Origin of the sequence: Gracilibacillus alcaliphilus (assembly GCF_016909015.1) — a bacterium.
GTDB classification, from domain to species: domain Bacteria; phylum Bacillota; class Bacilli; order Bacillales; family Amphibacillaceae; genus Gracilibacillus; species Gracilibacillus alcaliphilus.
Genome location: NZ_JAFBFA010000040.1, coordinates 1 through 18,719, shown reverse-complemented (window position 1 = coordinate 18,719; position 18,719 = coordinate 1). Strand labels below are relative to the sequence as shown.

The window sequence follows — 18,719 nt, the reverse complement described above, 5'->3', positions numbered from 1 at the left end:
GCTGAGTACACTTCTCATAATAGTGAAAACGCTTCATATTGTATATAATCACTTCTTCACAGGAATGAGAAACACAATCATTACTTAGGTTATTTTCGCTTCTTCTGCTAAAATAATCATCTCGTTATTTTCCAAGAAAAAGAAATGATATAATGATTATTCTGCTGTCTCTCAACATTGTAAACCCTTACACATCAATAGTTCCCCTCGCCTTATATGATGATTATACCAATGAAAACGTTTTACGAAGAGGTTTACGAATACTAGGTGACACGGTATGCTATCTATAAATACAACATTATATAAAGTTAGAAATACAACATTATATAAAGTTAGGTGATGATATATGGAACTATCAGGAATATGGGGTGGATTTTATCGGATTAGTGTGTGGGTCACACGCCTGGCATGGCTTAACCTGTTATGGATTGCCTTCACATTAGTGGGACTTCTTCTATTCGGGATATTCCCCGCTACCTTTGCCATGTTTGCGGTTGTGCGTAAATGGGTGGTAAAGGAGTACGATATTCCCGTTTTTGAAACCTTCTTCTCCGAATATAAACAGTCTTTTCTTAAAGCGAACTTGTTTGGTATTGTTTTGTATATGATTGGTTATTTCTTATCGGTATTTCTAAACTATACCGGGTTTATGGCAAACTCCAATATCTATGTCATTCTATTTGGTCTCTTTGTGATAGCGGCATTCCTTTATCTGTTGCTGCTTCTATATATTGCTCCGGTTTATGTACACTATCAGCTTACCTTTTGGCAGTACATTCGTTATGCTGTCTCGATTGGAGCAGTTAATTTACATTATTCCATCTGTGCATTGACCATCCTGGTGGGGATTTATTTTATTTCATTCCGCTTTCCCGGCCTGACTCTCTTTTTCAGCTTTAGTGTGAGTGCATATGCAACGATGTTCATTACGCACATAGGTTTCACCCAGCTATTCAAAAAACAGCAAGAACAGTTAAAAAAAGTGGAGATGACTGTATGATAAAGTGAAATTGCCATCACTGGGGCTTTCTTTACCCCACTTCGACTTCTTTTAAATCCACAAACCCTTGAGATGGGGGAGTTACGGACGTTTACACCGTGATAAAAAGAGCTGTCGTTTTTTATCTCCACTGCCGTTTACCATAATATAAATGTCCATGGTAAAATTAAAGTTGTTAACGATAATTCAAGACAAAGGAAGTAGGGTCAATGAAAAAAATATCTTCTCAGCATTATTTCAAGCTCATTGCTTTTCTGGTCATTTTAAGCACTGTACCTGTTATTATTACAGGTGGGCTGTCTTACTGGCAATCCTCTAAGGCTATCGTTGACTACTCTAATGATGAAAAAAGGCAAAATATTTATCAAATCCAAACTAATGTGGAACAAGTCTTGCGATATATCGACTTATCTACGACCTACTTTGTACGTTCTGCACAAACACAAGCCTATCTTAGGGAAGACATGCATGCCAATGCCTTTAGTGACTTCCATAAGCTGCGCAAGGATCTCAATCATCTGCAAACCATTGAGACAGGAATAGAAGATATCGTGTTAGTAAATTTGGAGAAACACTGGCTGGTAAATAATGATGGTCTGGTTCGTTTAGATAACCAAACTTACCAGCAAATTAATCAAAATTATCTTCAGCTGCCAGGCAAGTCCATGTGGATTACCGAGGAGGCCGATCAACTGGGTATACCTAATGCCACCAAAAAGAGCTGTTCACAGTATATTAACCTAGTGAAGAAACTGCCCGTCCTGTCTACTAATTATACAGGTTTAATTTCTGTGATTATACCAACCTGTGAATTAAGCGAGATCATGCTAAAAAGTAATGACAGCGAATCTTTCTTGATTTTAGACAAAGAGAACCATACCATTGCCCAGAGTAATACCGAATATACCAGTGAGGTTAATCAGATTCCCAATGAACTGTTTGACCAAATTGATTGGGACGCTTCTGAAGGTGAATTCGAATATCGCCTTAATAACACTGATTATAAGATTTCCTATCAAACCTCAGATTATAATAATTGGACATATCTATCCTTGGTTAAATTGAGCGATCTCCATAAGCGATCAAGCTCGATTGGCTGGCTCACCTTATCGATTGTTATTATTCTTTTAGTTATTTCTTTATATTTTGCCTTTATAGGCAGTAAGGTCTTGTATAAGCCAGTGAAGAAACTGCAGCAAATCATTGACAGCAGTGGCCAGGGTAAATCTACAGCTAACCGGTCTATTAATGAATTTGACATGATTGAATCCCATATTGAACGGCTGCTAAATCAAAATCATTTATTAGAACAACGGGTGCAAAATCAAGTGTCCCAGCTGAAACAGTTGTTTATGATTCGATTATTGCAAGGGAAAGTATCCCAGAATGAAATACCGCTTAAATGTAAATCGTTTAATTACAGCCAGGATTGGAACTTATTTTCTGTCTTTTCTCTGAAAATAGATGAAATAGACCAGCAGAAGTTCAGCCAAAATGATCAAGACCTAATCTTATTTGCAATTAATAATTTAATGGAGGATCTGCTTTCTGAGAAAGAATGCTTGACACCTGTTGTCATTAATGATACTCAAGCTACTATTATCCTGACAAATTCGAATAATGAAGCAGAATACACACGTTTAGTCAATCAAAAGGTCGAGCTGATCCAATCTAAGGTTCAGGAATTGCTCCATTTGTCGGTAAGTATCGGGATAAGCAAGAGATACCAGCACTTAGATCAAGCTCATTTAGCTTTCAAAGAAAGTAAAGAAGCCTTGAAATACCGCCTCAAAATGGGGGAAGCCTCGATTATTTTCTATGAAAATCTGAACAGGCGTTATTCTAATGTGGCTCCATACCCGACAGCAATTAAAGATAAAATATTCGATGCCATTAAGCTAAGCGACCAAGAAGTCGCCTTAAAAGAACTAGCCAAATTCTTTGAGTATGTAGACCGCCATGATATTCATCATCAACAGCTGGAAATTATCTTGTCACGCTTTTTATATGAATTGTATGAACTGAAAGAATCGCTGGGGGCTGCCGTAGAACAGTTTCAATCAACCGATATGATCACACACTATCAAAATCTGCGCTCCATTGAAGCGATTCATGATTGGGTAAGTAATCAAATCATCCTTCCATTAATTCATAGTATTGATGAAAAGGATGATTCTAAAAACCGTAAAATATCAGATAAGATTATTCAAATTATTCATGAAAATTATGATAAAGATCTCTCGCTTGATATCGTGGCTGCCGAGCTGCATTATAATCCGAATTATTTAAGCAGTATTTTTCAGAAAGAAACAGGATACCCATTTAGTGAATACTTGCTGCGCTATCGGTTAAATAAGGCTAAGGAATGGCTGGTAACTACGGATCTATCCGTGAAGGAAATTGCCGAACGGCTGCAATATAATAACTCACAGAACTTTATCCGCTCCTTCCGAAAAATGGAGGAAACAACTCCTGGCAAGTACCGGACACAGTATAAAAACAAAGAAGCTTAATAAGAAGCTGACGAAATCGTCAGCTTCAGTCATGATTTATTTCGTTTCCTCACCAATTAACACCCTAAGTACATTCGGATGATCTTTAAACGTTTTCGTTCCTGCTCCATACCCCACTTTCTCCACTTTCATCGCAGGCAGTGTGGAGAACCCATCTGCCAAAGCTTGCACAATCGCCGCCCCAGTCGGAGTAGTCAATTCACCCTTGATCGAAGAATTCACTAATGGCACACCCTTTAATACCTCTAATGTGGCCGGTGCCGGCACAGGGTACACTCCATGGTCAATATGAATACTGCCTGAACCAACCGGTATTCGTGAAAAAATGACCTTATCCACTTCCAGCGCATCGATAATGATGGCTGTCCCAACAATATCGATAATCGAATCAATCGCACCTACTTCATGAAAATGGACATTGTCTAAGGTCATACCATGGATTTTTGCTTCTGCTTCGCCAATCAACCGAAACATATCCAGTGACAGTTCCTTAACAGCATCATTTAATTCACTTTCATTAATTAATTGGACGATATCCTTATATGTACGGTGGTGATGACCATGCACATGGTCATGTCCGTGATGATGTTCATGTGTATGACCATGTGCGTGGTCATGGCTGTGATGGTGTTCGTGTGTATGATCATGCGCGTGGTCATGGTCATGATGATGTTCATGTGTATGATCATGCGCGTGCTCATGCCCGTGATGATGTTCGTGTGTATGATCATGCGCGTGGTCATGGTCATGATGATGTTCGTGTGTATGATTATGGTAATGCACATCAAACTTATTACTGCTGATACCATTTTTCACTACTTTGTCTAGTGATAGTTTATATTCCTCGTCTAAAGGTAGCGCCTGTAACTGCGCTTCTAACCACTCTAGAGACCATCCCGTATCTAATAATGCAGCGATTGTCATATCGCCGCTGATCCCAGAAAAACAATCAAAATATAATAGCTTTTTCCCTGTCATCTTGTCACCTCGTTAACATACTTTCTATCTTTAGCTGTGAACGCTTTCTATTTTACCAAGCGTGTAGCTAAACACCCCTTTTATTCTAAAACAAGTTAATTAGAAAAGCTAAGAAAAAACTTAATATCAGGCAAATACATGGGAAGGCTTATTCATTTTTTAGATTATCATCCTTTCATCTAAAAGGGATCACTCTCATACAGGTTATTTCCACTCTACTCCTGAATTATTTCCGGAAAGCCTGCATACTCTCCTGGATCGATTCTATTTCATCGAGATTGGTATGATCCTGCTCCAAGATAATATAATCAAGGTTTGGTGCTTGCAAGGCTGTATCAATAATTTCTTGAATAGGCAGTATTCCCGTACCAATCTCTGTAAAGCTCTGCGGATCTTTAGTCTTATCAAATAAATCGTAAGTAATTTCCTGATTTGGATTTACCAGTCCGTCGTACATCACAATTGGCTGTGAGGCATTCGCAGGGAAATCCTTTTGATGCAGAAGCACCAAACGATCTCGATATTTTTTTATTAATGCCAATGGGTCTGCCCCACCTCTCGCGATCCAATATGTATCCATTTCAATAAAGACAAGATCCGGATCGGTATTCTCCATAATAATATCATAGACGGTTTGGTTGCCGAATTTCTGAAACTCTTGATAGTGATTATGGTAATAATAGCGCATGCCTCGTTCTTTACACAGTTCGCCAACCTGATTAAACAGCTCACAGCGACGCAGCAGGTAATCCATGTCCTGATAAGGGAAAAATTCGATATCACAGCCAATTTGCATATTTCCCAGTTCTTGATGGTAATCCAATACTGCCGGCAGCCGGTCAATATCCAGCGGGTTGACATGACAGCCAACAATTTGTAAGCCTAGCTGATCAAGAGCCTGCTTCATTTCTTTTGCCGATAAATCAAAGCCTACCCCATCATCTGTCTGGGCATTGTGATTAGCAGCCTCGACATACTTATAACCTGCCTCTGCTATCTTTTCTAACGTTTGAAACGGGTTTGCCTGTAATGCCTGTCGTACAGAATATAACTGAATCCCTACTTTCAACGCCATTGCAATCGCTTCCTTTCTTTTGTTTAATCTATCCCTATCCAAAGCAATGTATAACGAAGACAAAATTCAAAACAAACGTTAATGCATCTAATTTACGGATTATATCATGCTTATTTTGCTCAAGTATAGCTTATCAAATATGTTCCACATCACTTAATTCATATCATTTGCCAAACGTTCTATTTCCTTCTTACTAAAATTAGTTACATCTGCAATATCATCCAAAGACATTCCTTTTTCTAGTAACTTTTTAGCCATTTTTGTTGCCTGATCCTGTTTTCCCTGTTTAATGCCTTTTTCCATACCTTTCTCAAAATAAGAATTCGGTAACTTTAACAAGGTTTGCGCTTCTTGTTTTGGCAGTTTGGTGATCTCCTTTTTCATTTGCACTTCCTCCTCATCAGTCAATTTTAAGTAAGTTTCAAAAAAACCTTGCAATAATTCCATTTTGGCTGGGTCTAACTCCAGTCGGCTTAGCATCCGTAAAAACTCTAACTTGACCTGCACACGTTCTTGTCTTGTATAGCCCATTTTACTCAATAATGCGGTCGCTGCTGGATTGACGCTTCTTATATACTTACGCCAATCCTCTCGAATGAAATGCACTTGTAAATATTGAAATCTGATTATATTACTTGTAGAAAAATCCAAATTAAATTGAGTCGGGACCTCTTTTTTATTAGTATAACTGAAAACAGCGATTGGCAAAATAGGTTTGCGGTGTTTTTCATAGAGACGGCTGCAATAAATAAACATCCGTTCATGAAATTCTTTTTGATAAGATGCTTGAGGCTCTATGTGGATAAGGACAATCTTTTCCTTTCCTGCCAGAGTTACTTCCGCCAGAATATCAATTCTCCGTTTCTCTCCCTTGAGAATGTCTGTATACACTTCCTGTTCCAAAAACCGTAATGTTGAGAAGTTAATCACAGCATATTCCTCTGGAAAAAAACCTTCGATAAACTCCCAAAAAAGGTTTGTATTAATTCTTTGAATAGACGATCATGGTCAAGATATGACGATGTCTTCTCTAGTACCAAAGCGGAATATACCATTGATTATCCCCTTTCTTTTTAAGAATTCCGCCTTATTATGATGGATTTCTGTGAAGAAAACAAATCGGTATTTTTCCAAAAAGAGATGTTAATATAGCAGAAAAATAACTTTCACCCTAGAAAAAACCGGCTGATTTCACGTGTTAATACCAGGTTTTCCTTTTTTCAATAAACTAGCTCTAGTTATTTTTATGAACATTATACAAAAAACGGAATTCCTATTATCAACAGGAATTCCATTTTTATATCATTAACGAATGGTAAGTGCTAATACCGACTTAGCCGGTAATGCAAAAGAAAGTTCGCTGCCATGCAGTTGCACTTGATCAAATGTCACAGGCTTCACTTGATCTGGATTATCAAATGTATTATGTGCGTCTAGTTTGTCCGCTGTAATAATCCGTCCTGCTACATCAGACACCTCTTCCCCGCGTAAATCGATCACCATATCTGCTGCCTCACGCTTATCCATGTTACAAAGTGTGATCGTAATTCTGCCATCTTGTGCTTTAGAAGCAGAAGCGGATAACTGTGGTATCTCTTGATCTCCCGTTTTGATTGACGCAGATTCTAAGTGCAGATCCAACCGCTCCGCATCTTGGTGTGCTTTATACATTTCAAACACATGATACGTCGGTGTTAAAATCAGTCGCTCCTTATCTGTTAAAATCACCGACTGAATCACATTAATAGTTTGGGCAATATTAGTCATCTGTACACGATCATTATGCTGGTTAAAAATATTCAGATGTACTCCTGCCACCAGTGCATCACGGATCGTATTCTGTTGATAGAGGAAACCAGGGTTTGTGCCAGGTTCGACATCATACCAAGCGCCCCACTCATCAATAATCATAGCAACACGCTTCTCCGGATCATATTTATCCATAATCGTACTATGTTTGTTAATTAATTCTTCCATAAACAATGCCTTTTGCATCGTAATATCCCAAACTTCTTCGTCAAAGCCTGTCGCTGGGCCTTTATCCCAGAAACCGCCTGGATGGACATAATAATGTAAACTAAGTCCGTCCATCATATGTACTGCCTCACGCATCAGCACCTCAGTCCAGTTATAATCATCAACATTCGCCCCACCTGCAATTCGGAAAATGCGATTATCTCCATAATTTCTCACATACGTTTGAAAACGGCGGTATAAGTCAGCGTAATATTCTGGACGCATATGACCGCCACAGCCCCAGTTCTCATTACCAACGCCAAAATATTTGACCTGCCAAGGTTCTTCCCTGCCGTTTTCCCGACGTAAGTTGGCCATAGGAGATTCCCCATCAAACGTCAAATACTCTACCCATTCAGACATTTCTTGTACTGTACCACTGCCCACATTTCCATTGATATACGGCTCGGCACCCAGCATATCACATAACATCATAAACTCGTGTGTACCAAAGTGATTGTTCTCTATGACACCGCCCCAATGGGTATTGACCATTTTTTTCCTATTTTCACGGGGGCCAATACCATCTTTCCAATGATATTCATCAGCAAAACAACCACCCGGCCAGCGCAGAACCGGAATATTTAATTGCCGCAGTGCTTCCACTACATCATTACGGATACCATTTGTATTTGGAATATCTGAATCTTCTCCTACCCAAAATCCTTCATAAATACATCTGCCTAAATGTTCCGCAAAATGACCATAAATATTTTTATTAATCTTCCCTTTTGTTGCATCTGCATTAATAATCACTTTATTGGACATATTTCCACTCCTTGATTAATATTGTTCAGCCAAAAATATAGGTATTAATAAACTTATTACGGAATTTCCCCTCTGGATCATACTTCTCCAACAGTTGTCTAAATTCTGGCAGCTTTTCATAAAAAGATTGCACACGCTCTTTTGGCATCATAAACACCTTGCCCCAGTGCGGCCGCGCCTGAAAAGGTTCCAATGCCGCTTCTAGCTGCGGTAATACTTGTTGAACAGCTTCCCAATTATCTTTCCATGTGAGATGAATTCCGATTGCATCCTGTTGGTAGCAAGGACTAAGCCATAATGTATCTTTAGCAATACTCCGAATCTCATTAGCATGCAAGAGCGGAGCCAGTGTTTCCCGCATATTGCGTACCGCCTTCAACGCCTCTAATGCATACTGGCGAGGTACAAGGTATTCTGATTGCAGCTCGCTGCCACTGCTTGGTGTGAAATCAAGGCGAAAATGGGGCAAGCGATCAAACCAAGGACCAGGAACTCCCATTTGTTCTGTACAATGAATCGCCTCCAGTCCTGGAAGTGGATGTAAATTGGCTAGCGCAGGACGAGCACCATAGATATCCGGTCGTGCTTGATCTGGAGTGAACTCTGCATCTAGCTGCTTCAACCATACTTTATTAAATCCATCCTGTTTCCAATCAGTAAATAAACTGACACTGTAAGCGCTCGAAAAAATATCATCCAAATGCTGCTCTACCTGTTGAAATGGTAAATGTTCATATACATATTGACTCACTTCAAAGCTAGGAATTACATCCAGTGTCATTTCAGTTACCACACCTAATGCACCAAGACTAACAGCTGCCCCATTCCATTCTTCACCTTGCTTTTCCCGTGAAAATTGTACTTCTTCACCATTGGCGGTCACGATTTTCATTGCCCTTACACTGCTTGATAAACAGGGATTCCGGTCACCTGAACCGTGTGTAGCCGTAGCACATGCACCCACCACTGAGATATGCGGAAGAGAAGCCAAGTTCGGCAAGGCAAATCCATGCTCTTGCAGGAAAGAACTTAGCTCCCCATATCTCACACCGCCCTCAATCGTGACGGTACGTTTGTCTTTATCTAATGTAAGTATTTGATTTAATTTCGCCAAAGAAATAATTGTATCGTTAGAGTCTGCTATATCATTAAAAGAATGACGCGACCCGACTACTCGTACATGACTGGCATGCTGTACAATGGCTTGGACTTGTTCCACACTTTCCGGTTCATACCAGTGTTTGGCTTGATAGATCAGATTGCCTGCCCAGTTTTTTTGTTGATCCATGGTATCTACTCTCCTTCAAAATGAATGTATTTTTTCACAATAGATACTTATATCATGTCGTTTATTCGTGAAAAACACAATCATTTTTTAGCAGATGAAGAAGAAAAAACCCCCTCCATCTGCCTGCTGTAACTCTATTGTTTATTCTGGCTGATACTGTGGCTCTAATGTCTCTTGTGCCGCATTCAAAGCTTCTTCAGGAGTCTGAGAACCATCACGCAATACATTATTTAATACACTAGTATTCATTTCGGTAGCTACATCTGGTGTTAGTGTTCTAACATTCACCGCTGCAATCTCATCACGTACCTCATTTAGTGTGTCAAATATATCATCACCAAAATATTCAAAATATCTATTATCCTCTAGCACTCTTGGATCATCCCATACACTATGACGGATTGGATCAAATCCTAGGACAGTCCATAGCTTGATATTTCCCTCTTCCGATAATTTCGCATAAGCCAAAAATTCCTGTGCCAACTCTGGAGAGTCTGTTTGATTGGTTACTACTGTACCTGTTCCACCCATACCGGCTGAACGATTACCGCCTTCTTCAAATGCCGGCATTGGGCGAACGACCATTTTCCCCTCTAGATCTGGCATGTTATCTATGAAACGGCCCATATACCATATAGGCATATTAATAGCTGCAGCTCCTCCATCATTCATATAGGCATAATATTCTTCCGCATGAGGCTCATTACCTGGTGCAACTTCAGCAATCCCCATTTCCTGCATATCTACAAGCAGTTGAAGTGCATCAATATTTTCCTGACGATTCATAGTAGGAGCCCCATTTTCATCCAAATAATCAGATTCCTGCTGAGCAATAAGCTGGAAAAAAGTCAAATGGTCTCCTGGGAACGAATTAAACATAACTGAATCAGTGTTAGCTACTACTTGTTCGCCAGCATTTTTAAAATCCTCCCATGTTTCAATAGAATCAATATCTACCCCTGCCTCATCCATTATTTCCGTGTTGTAATACATGACAGAAGCACCTACATGAGTTGGCAAACCATAGTAATTACCATCTTTCGAGTAAATCTCAAACCTTGATTCGACAAATTCATCTATAACCGGCTCTACATAGTCGTTCATTGGCAATAGCTGAGGCTCACCTTCTAGGAAGTTAGGAAACCTTCCTATTTCAATATCAACAATATCAGGTGCACCGCTGCCCGATTGCAATGCTAGCAACAAGTTATTATGCATTTGATCATAAGGATACGTTTCCACCTTTAGACTGATAGGTTGATCAGGGTTTTCTTCATTCCAGCTCTCCGCAGCATCCTCGTAGAAATCCACATGCTGTGCTGCAAACACCCATAGTGATAATTCTGTTGCACCTTCAATATCCTCTCCAACTGTAGTGACATCTTCTGCATCCGCAGATTCGTCACCGCCACCGCCACAAGCTGCAAGTAACAAAAGAAACATGACAAATGTAGACAATAATAGATTCTTTTTCATTTGGTTCTACCTCCATAACATTTAATATGTCAATTATTTAACACAAATAACAAAGGGGATAGCGATTAATAATTTGCCGCTGCATTCTGTTCGTCTAGATTTTCAAAAACTCTCAAAGCTAAGAAGGCTACCAAGCAAGCTATTAAGCTAACTGTACAGAACAACAACATGCTAGGAAGCTCTAGCGAAATAAAAAGAATGGCAAATATGGATAGACCAATCATAATAGTGGTTGGCATTTTAACAATCCCTATAATGAAGGCATGCTTAAAATATTGCATAATAGTCGTCTGGTAATGACTTAAAATAGGGAATATCCATATGGCGACTATGCCGTACAGAAACACTACAAAGTAATAAGCAAACACCACAAAAACTGGAATCTGATTTCCCAACTGTAGCAAGGCATGATAATTCAAGAATAATAGGGTTCCGATACCGGTCAGTATACCGCCAATAATGTTTGCTTTCACAAACTCTCGTTTATAGATCTCTTTAAAAATCTGGAAAGCAGATACCTCTTCTTTCTGTATCCATTTTCTAGCTACACCGATAGCAGCTGTTGTAGCTGGAAAAACACCAACTACAACCAGCCCCATAAGACTAAACCATATCCACAAGAAATTAAGCCAAGCCATTTTCAAAATAATCCTCAGAAATCGATCTAATGAACTTACTATTTGTTGTCCAAACATATTGTGCACACCCCAATTAAGATTTACTATCCTTTCACGCCTCCAACTGTTAAACCAGCTACAAAATAACGCTGGAAGAAGATAAACAAAATAACAATAGGGATAACCGTCATTACCGATCCAGCAATTAATACATCATAGTTATTGCCATATGGCGTCAACAAAGTAGCTAACCCGATCGGCAGGGTAAACATGTCATTGGAACGCAAGACGATTAACGGCCATAGGAAGTTATTCCAGCTGCCTAACCCTTGCAATATCGCCATCGCTCCCAGTGAAGGTGCCATCAGAGGCAGCATAATTTTGAAGTAAATACCATATTCTGTGGAACCATCGATTCGAGCTGCATCCATCAGCTGTACCGGGAGCCCCAATGCATACTGCCTGAAGAAAAAGACGGCAATGGGTGCAACAACCATTGGCAAGATAACACCAACGTAAGAATCAACTAATTGAAAACGGATCATCATTTGAAATAAAGGTAACATCAGGATTTCAAACGGCACCATTAGGATAAACACCACAAACGTGAAAAAAAGGTTCCTGCCTTTAAAGTCATACACTGCCAAGGCATATCCAACCATGGCTGAGAAAAACAAGGACAATACAATCGTAATGGCGGAAATGACAACACTATTCATATACCATGACCAATAGATATTGGCTTCTGTGAAAATATACAGGTAGTTGTCCAGATTCAGCATGCTCCAGTCAAAGGCTAAACTTATCCCTGTCCGCATTAACTCTGAAGAAGGTCTCAAAGAAGAAATAAGCAGCATTATCACTGGAAACAAGGCTATTAAACAAATAACAGCTAAACCAATATTGGCAAACCATAGAAGTGTGCGATTATTGGATCTTTTCACTACTGATCACCTCGCTTGAACGCACCTGTTAATATTAATTGAATGAAACTAATGATAAAGATAATAATCATTAGAATAACTCCGATCGCTGCACCGAATCCCATGTCATTTTGCTGGATACCTTGTTGATAGATATAACCTACTACGGTCAAGCCAATATTATTAGGAGAACCTGCCTCCCAGAATACAAAGCTCTCTTCAAACATCCTAAAGCCGTTAATAATCGAGATAGTGACAACGAAAATCGTAACAGGTTTCAGAAAAGGCAATGTGACATACCAGAACTTCTGCAAAATAGAGGCACCATCAATATCGGCAGCCTCATATAATTCTGCCGGCACATTTTGAAGCGCTGCCAAAAAGTAAAGAATATTTACCCCCAGCCAACGCCAGACACAAAGCATAACCATCAGGAACATACCAGACCATGCATTAAAACGCCAATCAACTGATTCCATCCCTAACCAATTTAATATTTGATTCGCAGCTGCCGTATCCGTTTCCCCAAACATTAGGCGAAAAATCATACCTGCAACAATGGTTGAAGCTAAAGCCGGCATAAACAAAGAAGCCCTAAATAAAGTTTTTAATCTAACAAACTTTGAATCCAACATAATAGCTAAGATAATTGGTAAGATTGTCAGAATAGTTACCGTAAGCACCACATAAATAGTAGTATTTGATAACGCTTTATAAAATACTGGATTAAATACACGCTCATAATTTTGTAAACCTACAAAATTGACTTGTCCAGGCAATATACTTTGAAAACTCATTATTACCCCGCGTATAGCTGGATAAAGCGTTAATATGACAAACGAAAGAATAAATGGTGATACAAAGATATAGGGGACAACTTTCTTAGAATTCAGAAATTTCATAAATGAGCTGGATTCCTTTTTTGTACCGATTGCTCGATTTGCCTCCATTTTCATCACTCCTTTGCGGAACAAGTTGTACATATTCATTGAGGCGTTAATGTCCGTTATCTCTCACCTCTTATTTAGAGCTGAGAGAGTGACGGACTTTGTTTTTTCAGATACAGGCGGTTTATTTTTTCTTTAAACGCACCATATTCCAAGAACATTTAGGGAAAATAGAAACTAACTTTCCATTGTCCACATTTGACTCACCGTTGCTATGTGGCTTGACATTTTCCTGTCCTGCTAGATTCACCGCTTTGACATCTTCATTTTCTAAGACAACATGTTCTACCACTTCATAACCCTCAAATGAACGTACATCTATATCTACTTCTAATGGCTGCTTTAAGTGACGATTGGTTGCAAATACAACAACCTCTTCTTTTTCCTCATTATGCACAACAGCTGTATCTAAGTAAGGAACATCTGTAAAGTCTTTACTATCATATTTCGGCGAGCTGACAATCGGCTGTAATGCTACTCCACGTCCATAGACAGAGGTATAGTAATACGGATAGAAGATCGTTTGCTTCCAAGCAGCACCGCCATTCTCTGTCATAATTGGTGCAATAACGTTTACTAACTGCGCCATACAAGCAACCTTCACTCGGTCAGAGTGGCGCAGCATCGTATTTAACATACTGCCTACTAATAATGCATCTTCAAACGTATAGACATCTTCTAATTGAGGAGGAGCTACTGTCCATGGCTCAATTTCCTTATCTTGTTCATTAGAGTGGAACCATACATTCCATTCATCAAAACTTAAGTACATATTCTTTTTGCTGCGTTTTTTCGCCTTAATATAATCACATGTCGCCACTACGGTCTCAATAAAATTCTCCATATCCAGTGATTTGGCTAAATAGTTCGCTGTATCGCCACTGCGGTTACCGTAATACTGGTGCAGTGAAATATAGTCAGCCACTTCATACGTATGCTCCAATGTTTCTGCTTCCCAGCTTGGGAATGTCGGCATATTGGAATTAGAGCTGCCACAGCTGACCAATTCGATATCTGGATCTACTGCCCGCATTGCCTTAGCTGTTTCATATGCCAGGCGGCCATATTCTTGAGCCGTCTTCTGGCCGATTTGCCATGGACCATCCATTTCATTTCCAAGACACCAAGTCTTAATCTTATGCGGCTCTGCATAACCATGTGATTTTCGCAGGTCGCTCCAATAAGTACCACCCGGATGGTTACAGTACTCTAGTAAATTACGGGCAGCGTCAATTCCTCTTGTTCCTAAGTTCACAGCCATCATAACGTCTGTATTCGCTGCTTTGGCCCAATCCATAAACTCATTCGTTCCCATTTGATTGGTTTCGGTCACTCGCCAAGCAAGCTCTAAACGTTTAGGGCGTTCCTCTTTCGGTCCTACTCCATCTTCCCAGTTATACGCCGATACCATATTCCCACCTGGGTATCTGACAATTGGCACTTGCAATTCCTTTACCAAATCAAGTACATCCTGGCGGAAGCCAAGCTGATCAGCAGTTGGATGATCAGGTTCATAAATTCCTCCATAAACTGCCCTGCCTAAATGTTCAATAAAGGATCCATAAATACGTTTATCGATTGCTGAAATTTGAAAATCTTTGTCTACTACCATTCTTGCCTTGACTGTTTCTTTTACCACTAATAACCCCTACCTTCCAGTAAATGAATTAGAATACGCTCAGAAATAACGCTTACAATTTCGACAGACCTAAAAATATAGTGAATCATTGTATTTATCAAGCATGCAAATATATTAGGTTCATGTTATTTGTCCGAACGCAAATATGCATATACGTTAATTATCACCCCTCTAATTGTACGTATAACTTTCGATGGATTAATTATATATAAATATACTTACTTTTTCAATACCTTTTTGAATATGGATGTTAATCTTTAAAATTTAAACATAATTAAGTTAACAAATATAAACTTCAAACAATCCAAAGATTCTTAATTTAATTAATTTAATAACTGTTTTCTAAAAAGAGATTTACTAATAAATATAGCTAAAGCTACTAGTATATCTAAAAACGAACTGCCATCATTTAGTCCTTTATCTTTTACCAAGATAGATATCCGCTACGAGAAGCCACAGCGGCTGCTTTGCTCTCCATACCTTCTACGGAGGATATTTCTGCAATAGTTAACTGGCATTGGATATACTTTCATTGAAAAAATCCGCTACTTAAATGTTGTACATTTTTAAGTAGCGGATTTGTATAAGAAGAGTTGACTTCTTTTTTTATACTATTTTGATAACTGCTCCGTCTCATTCAAACGATCTGAATGATATTCACAGAATGAGGATGTAATTCGACTTCCATATTACTTGTAAAATCACCAAGATCTTCTTCAAAAATAGTTACTTCATTTTTATCCACATCATTATAGGAATTGGGTGTTTCACCACAAATCCCATACCATTTCACATTGTTACCGCTGGCTGAAAACGAAAGCTTTATTTTCTGAGATTCCATCGGATGTTTATTGATGAGTGCTAATGCAATGCCAGGTTTATCTGACCATTTAGTAGCAAGAATATCGATCGTCTCCATTTCCAGATCTTCGCCATTCTTATGTGTCACCTGCATAACAGGTAGCTCCTCTGCCCATACATCAATAATCGTATCACCAAGATAATTCACATATAGGTCAAATACATGGTAGGTGCTTCGCAAGACAATTCCTTCTGGATAACTATATATACAACCTCTCGTATTTACAACAGGAGCAAAGTTAGCCATACCGACAATATCGCAATTTCTATTCATAGCACTTAAAAAACTTGCGGTAAAAACAGCGTCTGCCATCGTGTATTGACTATTGTCATCGTTTGCATTTCGAGGGTCCAAATAATCTTTCTTGTCTACCCCTTGTCTAATGGTATGAACATTAGGATGATACCAGCTTCTAAGGTTCCATTCATCAAACGCTATCTTTATTTTCTTGTCTAGTTTCATTGCTTGTAAAAGCCCTCTTATTTCATCTACTGTGTGATCAATATCAATAGTGTATGCCATACATTGCTCATATGTTGCTAGATCATTCTTCTCTGGAACCATGTCCCAATATTCATGAATAGAAATCCAGTCAAGAAACTCTCCACAATCTTGCAGTAAGTTAACATTCCAATCTACATCTGCCAGGGCTGCGGCCGAAAGTTCTGTCTGCGGATCCACGTGTTTTATCATTTTTGCAGCCTCACGGGTTAAACGTCCCCATTCTTCTGCTGATTTTGCTCCTATTTCCCAGGCACCATAATTTTCATTTCCAACACTCCAATATTTCACATTATATGGTTCACGATGACCGTTTTCTATTCTCCATTTGGCATACTGTCCCTCATAATCCAAATTGCAGTATTCCACCCAATCACTCATTTCTTCTAGTGTACCTGTTCCTGCATTTGTACAAATGTAAGGTTCACAGTCTAACTTCTTACACAACGCAAGATATTCATCTGTACCAAATGTATTTGGATCTTCGACACGCCATGCTTTATCAAAAAAAGGTGTTCTTGCCTTTCCTACAGCCTCTTTCCAATGATAGGAAGATACGAAACACCCTCCCGGCCACCTGAGTATAGGAATTTTGATCTTTTTCATCGCTTCCATAATATCGGTACGAAATCCATCTTCATCCGCAAAAATTGAGTCTGGATCATAGATACCATCATAGATTTGCCGATGAAAATGTTCAATAAAATGCCCGTAAATCATTGGATTTCTTTGGCCATAGCTTCTTTTATCATTTACTTGGATATGAACTTGCATACTATCTCCTCCATCTAGTCTAATAAAGAAATCATAGCAAGCAAAAAACAATAAATATATCATATTTATTGTTTTTTTATCACCAATCTTATATTTTTGCATAGTTATTTCGATATTGTTTCGGTGTCATACCTGCTATTTTCTTAAAGGATAAACTAAAATGACTTTGGGAGCTAAAAGATAGATAGTTAGAAATTTCATAAATCTTATAATCGGAGTATTTCAACAATTCTTCACTATACTTTACCTTTTCTCGAAGAATATATTGCTGAATTGTGATTCCTTCTTCTCTACTGAATACAGTAGAGAGATAATCTTTATTTACAGATAAGGCTTCCCCAATTTCATGCACTCGAATAGCATGATGTAAATGTTTAAATATATAGTCTCTCGTCTTTTCAACTAATATATGCTTTTTCCTCGTTTTATTTAACTTCCTGACAGCATGGGTGAACTCTATTTCTGATTGATTCATGGTTGCTTGAATCTGCAGCACACTTGTCATCTTCTCAATAGTTAAAATATAGCCATCTGCCATAGAAAAGGACAGTTCAGGAGATAAACCACCTTGTATAGCTGCCCTTGATGCGAGAACAATAACAATAATTGCTATGTTTTTCGCCTGTCTTACTGGATGATAAGCAACCTTCCCAAGTTGTCCGATCCAGATTTCCTTTTGGCATTTTATCAGTAGATCTAGATTTCCATTTTGAATACTTTCTAACTTTCTTGCTTCATGATCATACGGATTGTGTGGAATCTCTACTTCACGATGATAGAAAACAATATTACTAATTTCATTTTTTGTTGAATATATTTCTTCTTCTGTGATGCCGTTGCAAGCATATAATTCATAAAGATAGACTTCCCGTCCAGTTAGAAGATGATTTAATAGTATAATACCTTGCAAGAATATATGAAGGTCGCAATAAGGTAATTTATAAGCTTGCCCATCCCGAAGTTGATGAGTACAAATCATAAATTCAGCCAAATCATTATGTTGTTTATTAACAATCTGTACAGGACCGATTAATATTTTTTCTTTATTTTCCAATGTAATTAGACCATAATAAATATAATCATTCTCACAAAATATATCTGGGAAGGCTTTTGTCTTTCTGTTTAATGTTGTTTGTAGAAATACTTGATCCATTTGAAAGGGGTCATGATCAGCAGATAAATTACCATAATTATTTACTATTTCACCAAAAAGATTGATTCTTCTAATTTCCGCGTGAGTTAAATTAATAACTCAACTTTCGCACACTGAAATAGACAAGTAACCCTTGATATAGTTAGGTAAACCTGCCACCCATTGCTGTACTTGATTTTTTATTAATTT

14 protein-coding genes are annotated in these 18,719 nt (G+C 38.5%); 2 read left to right on the top strand and 12 right to left on the bottom strand.

Features of this window, described 5'->3' with window-relative positions; all coding sequences use genetic code 11:
- The first annotated feature begins 346 nt into the window (after positions 1-346).
- Together JOD18_RS20780 and JOD18_RS20775 are read left to right on the top strand one after the other, a co-directional pair.
- The gene (locus tag JOD18_RS20780; RefSeq protein WP_204671061.1) at positions 347-1,000 is read left to right on the top strand and encodes a YesL family protein; all 654 of its coding nucleotides are present in this window, start codon (positions 347-349) and stop codon (positions 998-1,000) included.
- Between the two features lie 209 nt (positions 1,001-1,209).
- On the top strand, positions 1,210-3,513 hold the full coding sequence (locus tag JOD18_RS20775) for an AraC family transcriptional regulator (protein WP_204671059.1): 2,304 nt from the start codon (positions 1,210-1,212) through the stop codon (positions 3,511-3,513).
- 36 nt (positions 3,514-3,549) lie between these two features.
- Here JOD18_RS20775 and larC read toward each other — a convergent pair whose 3' ends face one another.
- The 12 genes from larC to JOD18_RS20715 form a co-directional block, all read right to left on the bottom strand.
- Positions 3,550-4,491 (bottom strand): nickel pincer cofactor biosynthesis protein LarC, encoded by a 942-nt coding sequence (larC, locus tag JOD18_RS20770; RefSeq protein ID WP_204671057.1) that lies wholly within the window; start codon positions 4,489-4,491, stop codon positions 3,550-3,552.
- A gap of 226 nt (positions 4,492-4,717) precedes the next feature.
- Positions 4,718-5,566, bottom strand: a complete 849-nt coding sequence (locus JOD18_RS20765; RefSeq protein ID WP_204671055.1) for a sugar phosphate isomerase/epimerase family protein — start codon at positions 5,564-5,566, stop codon at positions 4,718-4,720.
- Positions 5,567-5,719: 153 nt separating this feature from the next.
- Entirely contained in the window at positions 5,720-6,496 is a 777-nt protein-coding gene (locus JOD18_RS20760) for an RpnC/YadD family protein (protein WP_338029587.1), read from the bottom strand.
- A gap of 375 nt (positions 6,497-6,871) precedes the next feature.
- Positions 6,872-8,350 (bottom strand): alpha-N-arabinofuranosidase, encoded by a 1,479-nt coding sequence (locus JOD18_RS20755; RefSeq protein WP_204671053.1) that lies wholly within the window; start codon positions 8,348-8,350, stop codon positions 6,872-6,874.
- 25 nt (positions 8,351-8,375) lie between these two features.
- Positions 8,376-9,638 carry an FAD-binding protein gene (locus tag JOD18_RS20750; protein ID WP_204671052.1) on the bottom strand — a complete coding sequence of 421 codons (1,263 nt, stop codon included), beginning with the start codon at positions 9,636-9,638 and terminating at the stop codon, positions 8,376-8,378.
- 141 nt (positions 9,639-9,779) lie between these two features.
- Positions 9,780-11,114, bottom strand: coding sequence for an ABC transporter substrate-binding protein (locus tag JOD18_RS20745; RefSeq protein WP_204671051.1), 1,335 nt, complete (start codon positions 11,112-11,114; stop codon positions 9,780-9,782).
- Between the two features lie 65 nt (positions 11,115-11,179).
- On the bottom strand, positions 11,180-11,809 hold the full coding sequence (locus tag JOD18_RS20740) for a YesL family protein (RefSeq protein WP_204671050.1): 630 nt from the start codon (positions 11,807-11,809) through the stop codon (positions 11,180-11,182).
- A gap of 26 nt (positions 11,810-11,835) precedes the next feature.
- Positions 11,836-12,675 (bottom strand): carbohydrate ABC transporter permease, encoded by an 840-nt coding sequence (locus tag JOD18_RS20735; RefSeq protein WP_338029586.1) that lies wholly within the window; start codon positions 12,673-12,675, stop codon positions 11,836-11,838.
- Complete coding sequence (locus JOD18_RS20730) at positions 12,675-13,604, bottom strand: carbohydrate ABC transporter permease (protein ID WP_204671049.1); 930 nt, start codon at positions 13,602-13,604, stop codon at positions 12,675-12,677. The genes JOD18_RS20735 and JOD18_RS20730 overlap by 1 nt, the downstream gene beginning before the upstream one ends.
- A gap of 121 nt (positions 13,605-13,725) precedes the next feature.
- On the bottom strand, positions 13,726-15,213 hold the full coding sequence (arfA, locus tag JOD18_RS20725; RefSeq protein WP_204671106.1) for an arabinosylfuranosidase ArfA: 1,488 nt from the start codon (positions 15,211-15,213) through the stop codon (positions 13,726-13,728).
- A gap of 664 nt (positions 15,214-15,877) precedes the next feature.
- The gene (locus JOD18_RS20720) at positions 15,878-17,377 is read right to left on the bottom strand and encodes an alpha-L-arabinofuranosidase C-terminal domain-containing protein (RefSeq protein WP_204671048.1); all 1,500 of its coding nucleotides are present in this window, start codon (positions 17,375-17,377) and stop codon (positions 15,878-15,880) included.
- Positions 17,378-17,465: 88 nt separating this feature from the next.
- On the bottom strand, positions 17,466-18,530 hold the full coding sequence (locus JOD18_RS20715; RefSeq protein ID WP_204671047.1) for a helix-turn-helix domain-containing protein: 1,065 nt from the start codon (positions 18,528-18,530) through the stop codon (positions 17,466-17,468).
- Positions 18,531-18,719: the final 189 nt, after the last annotated feature.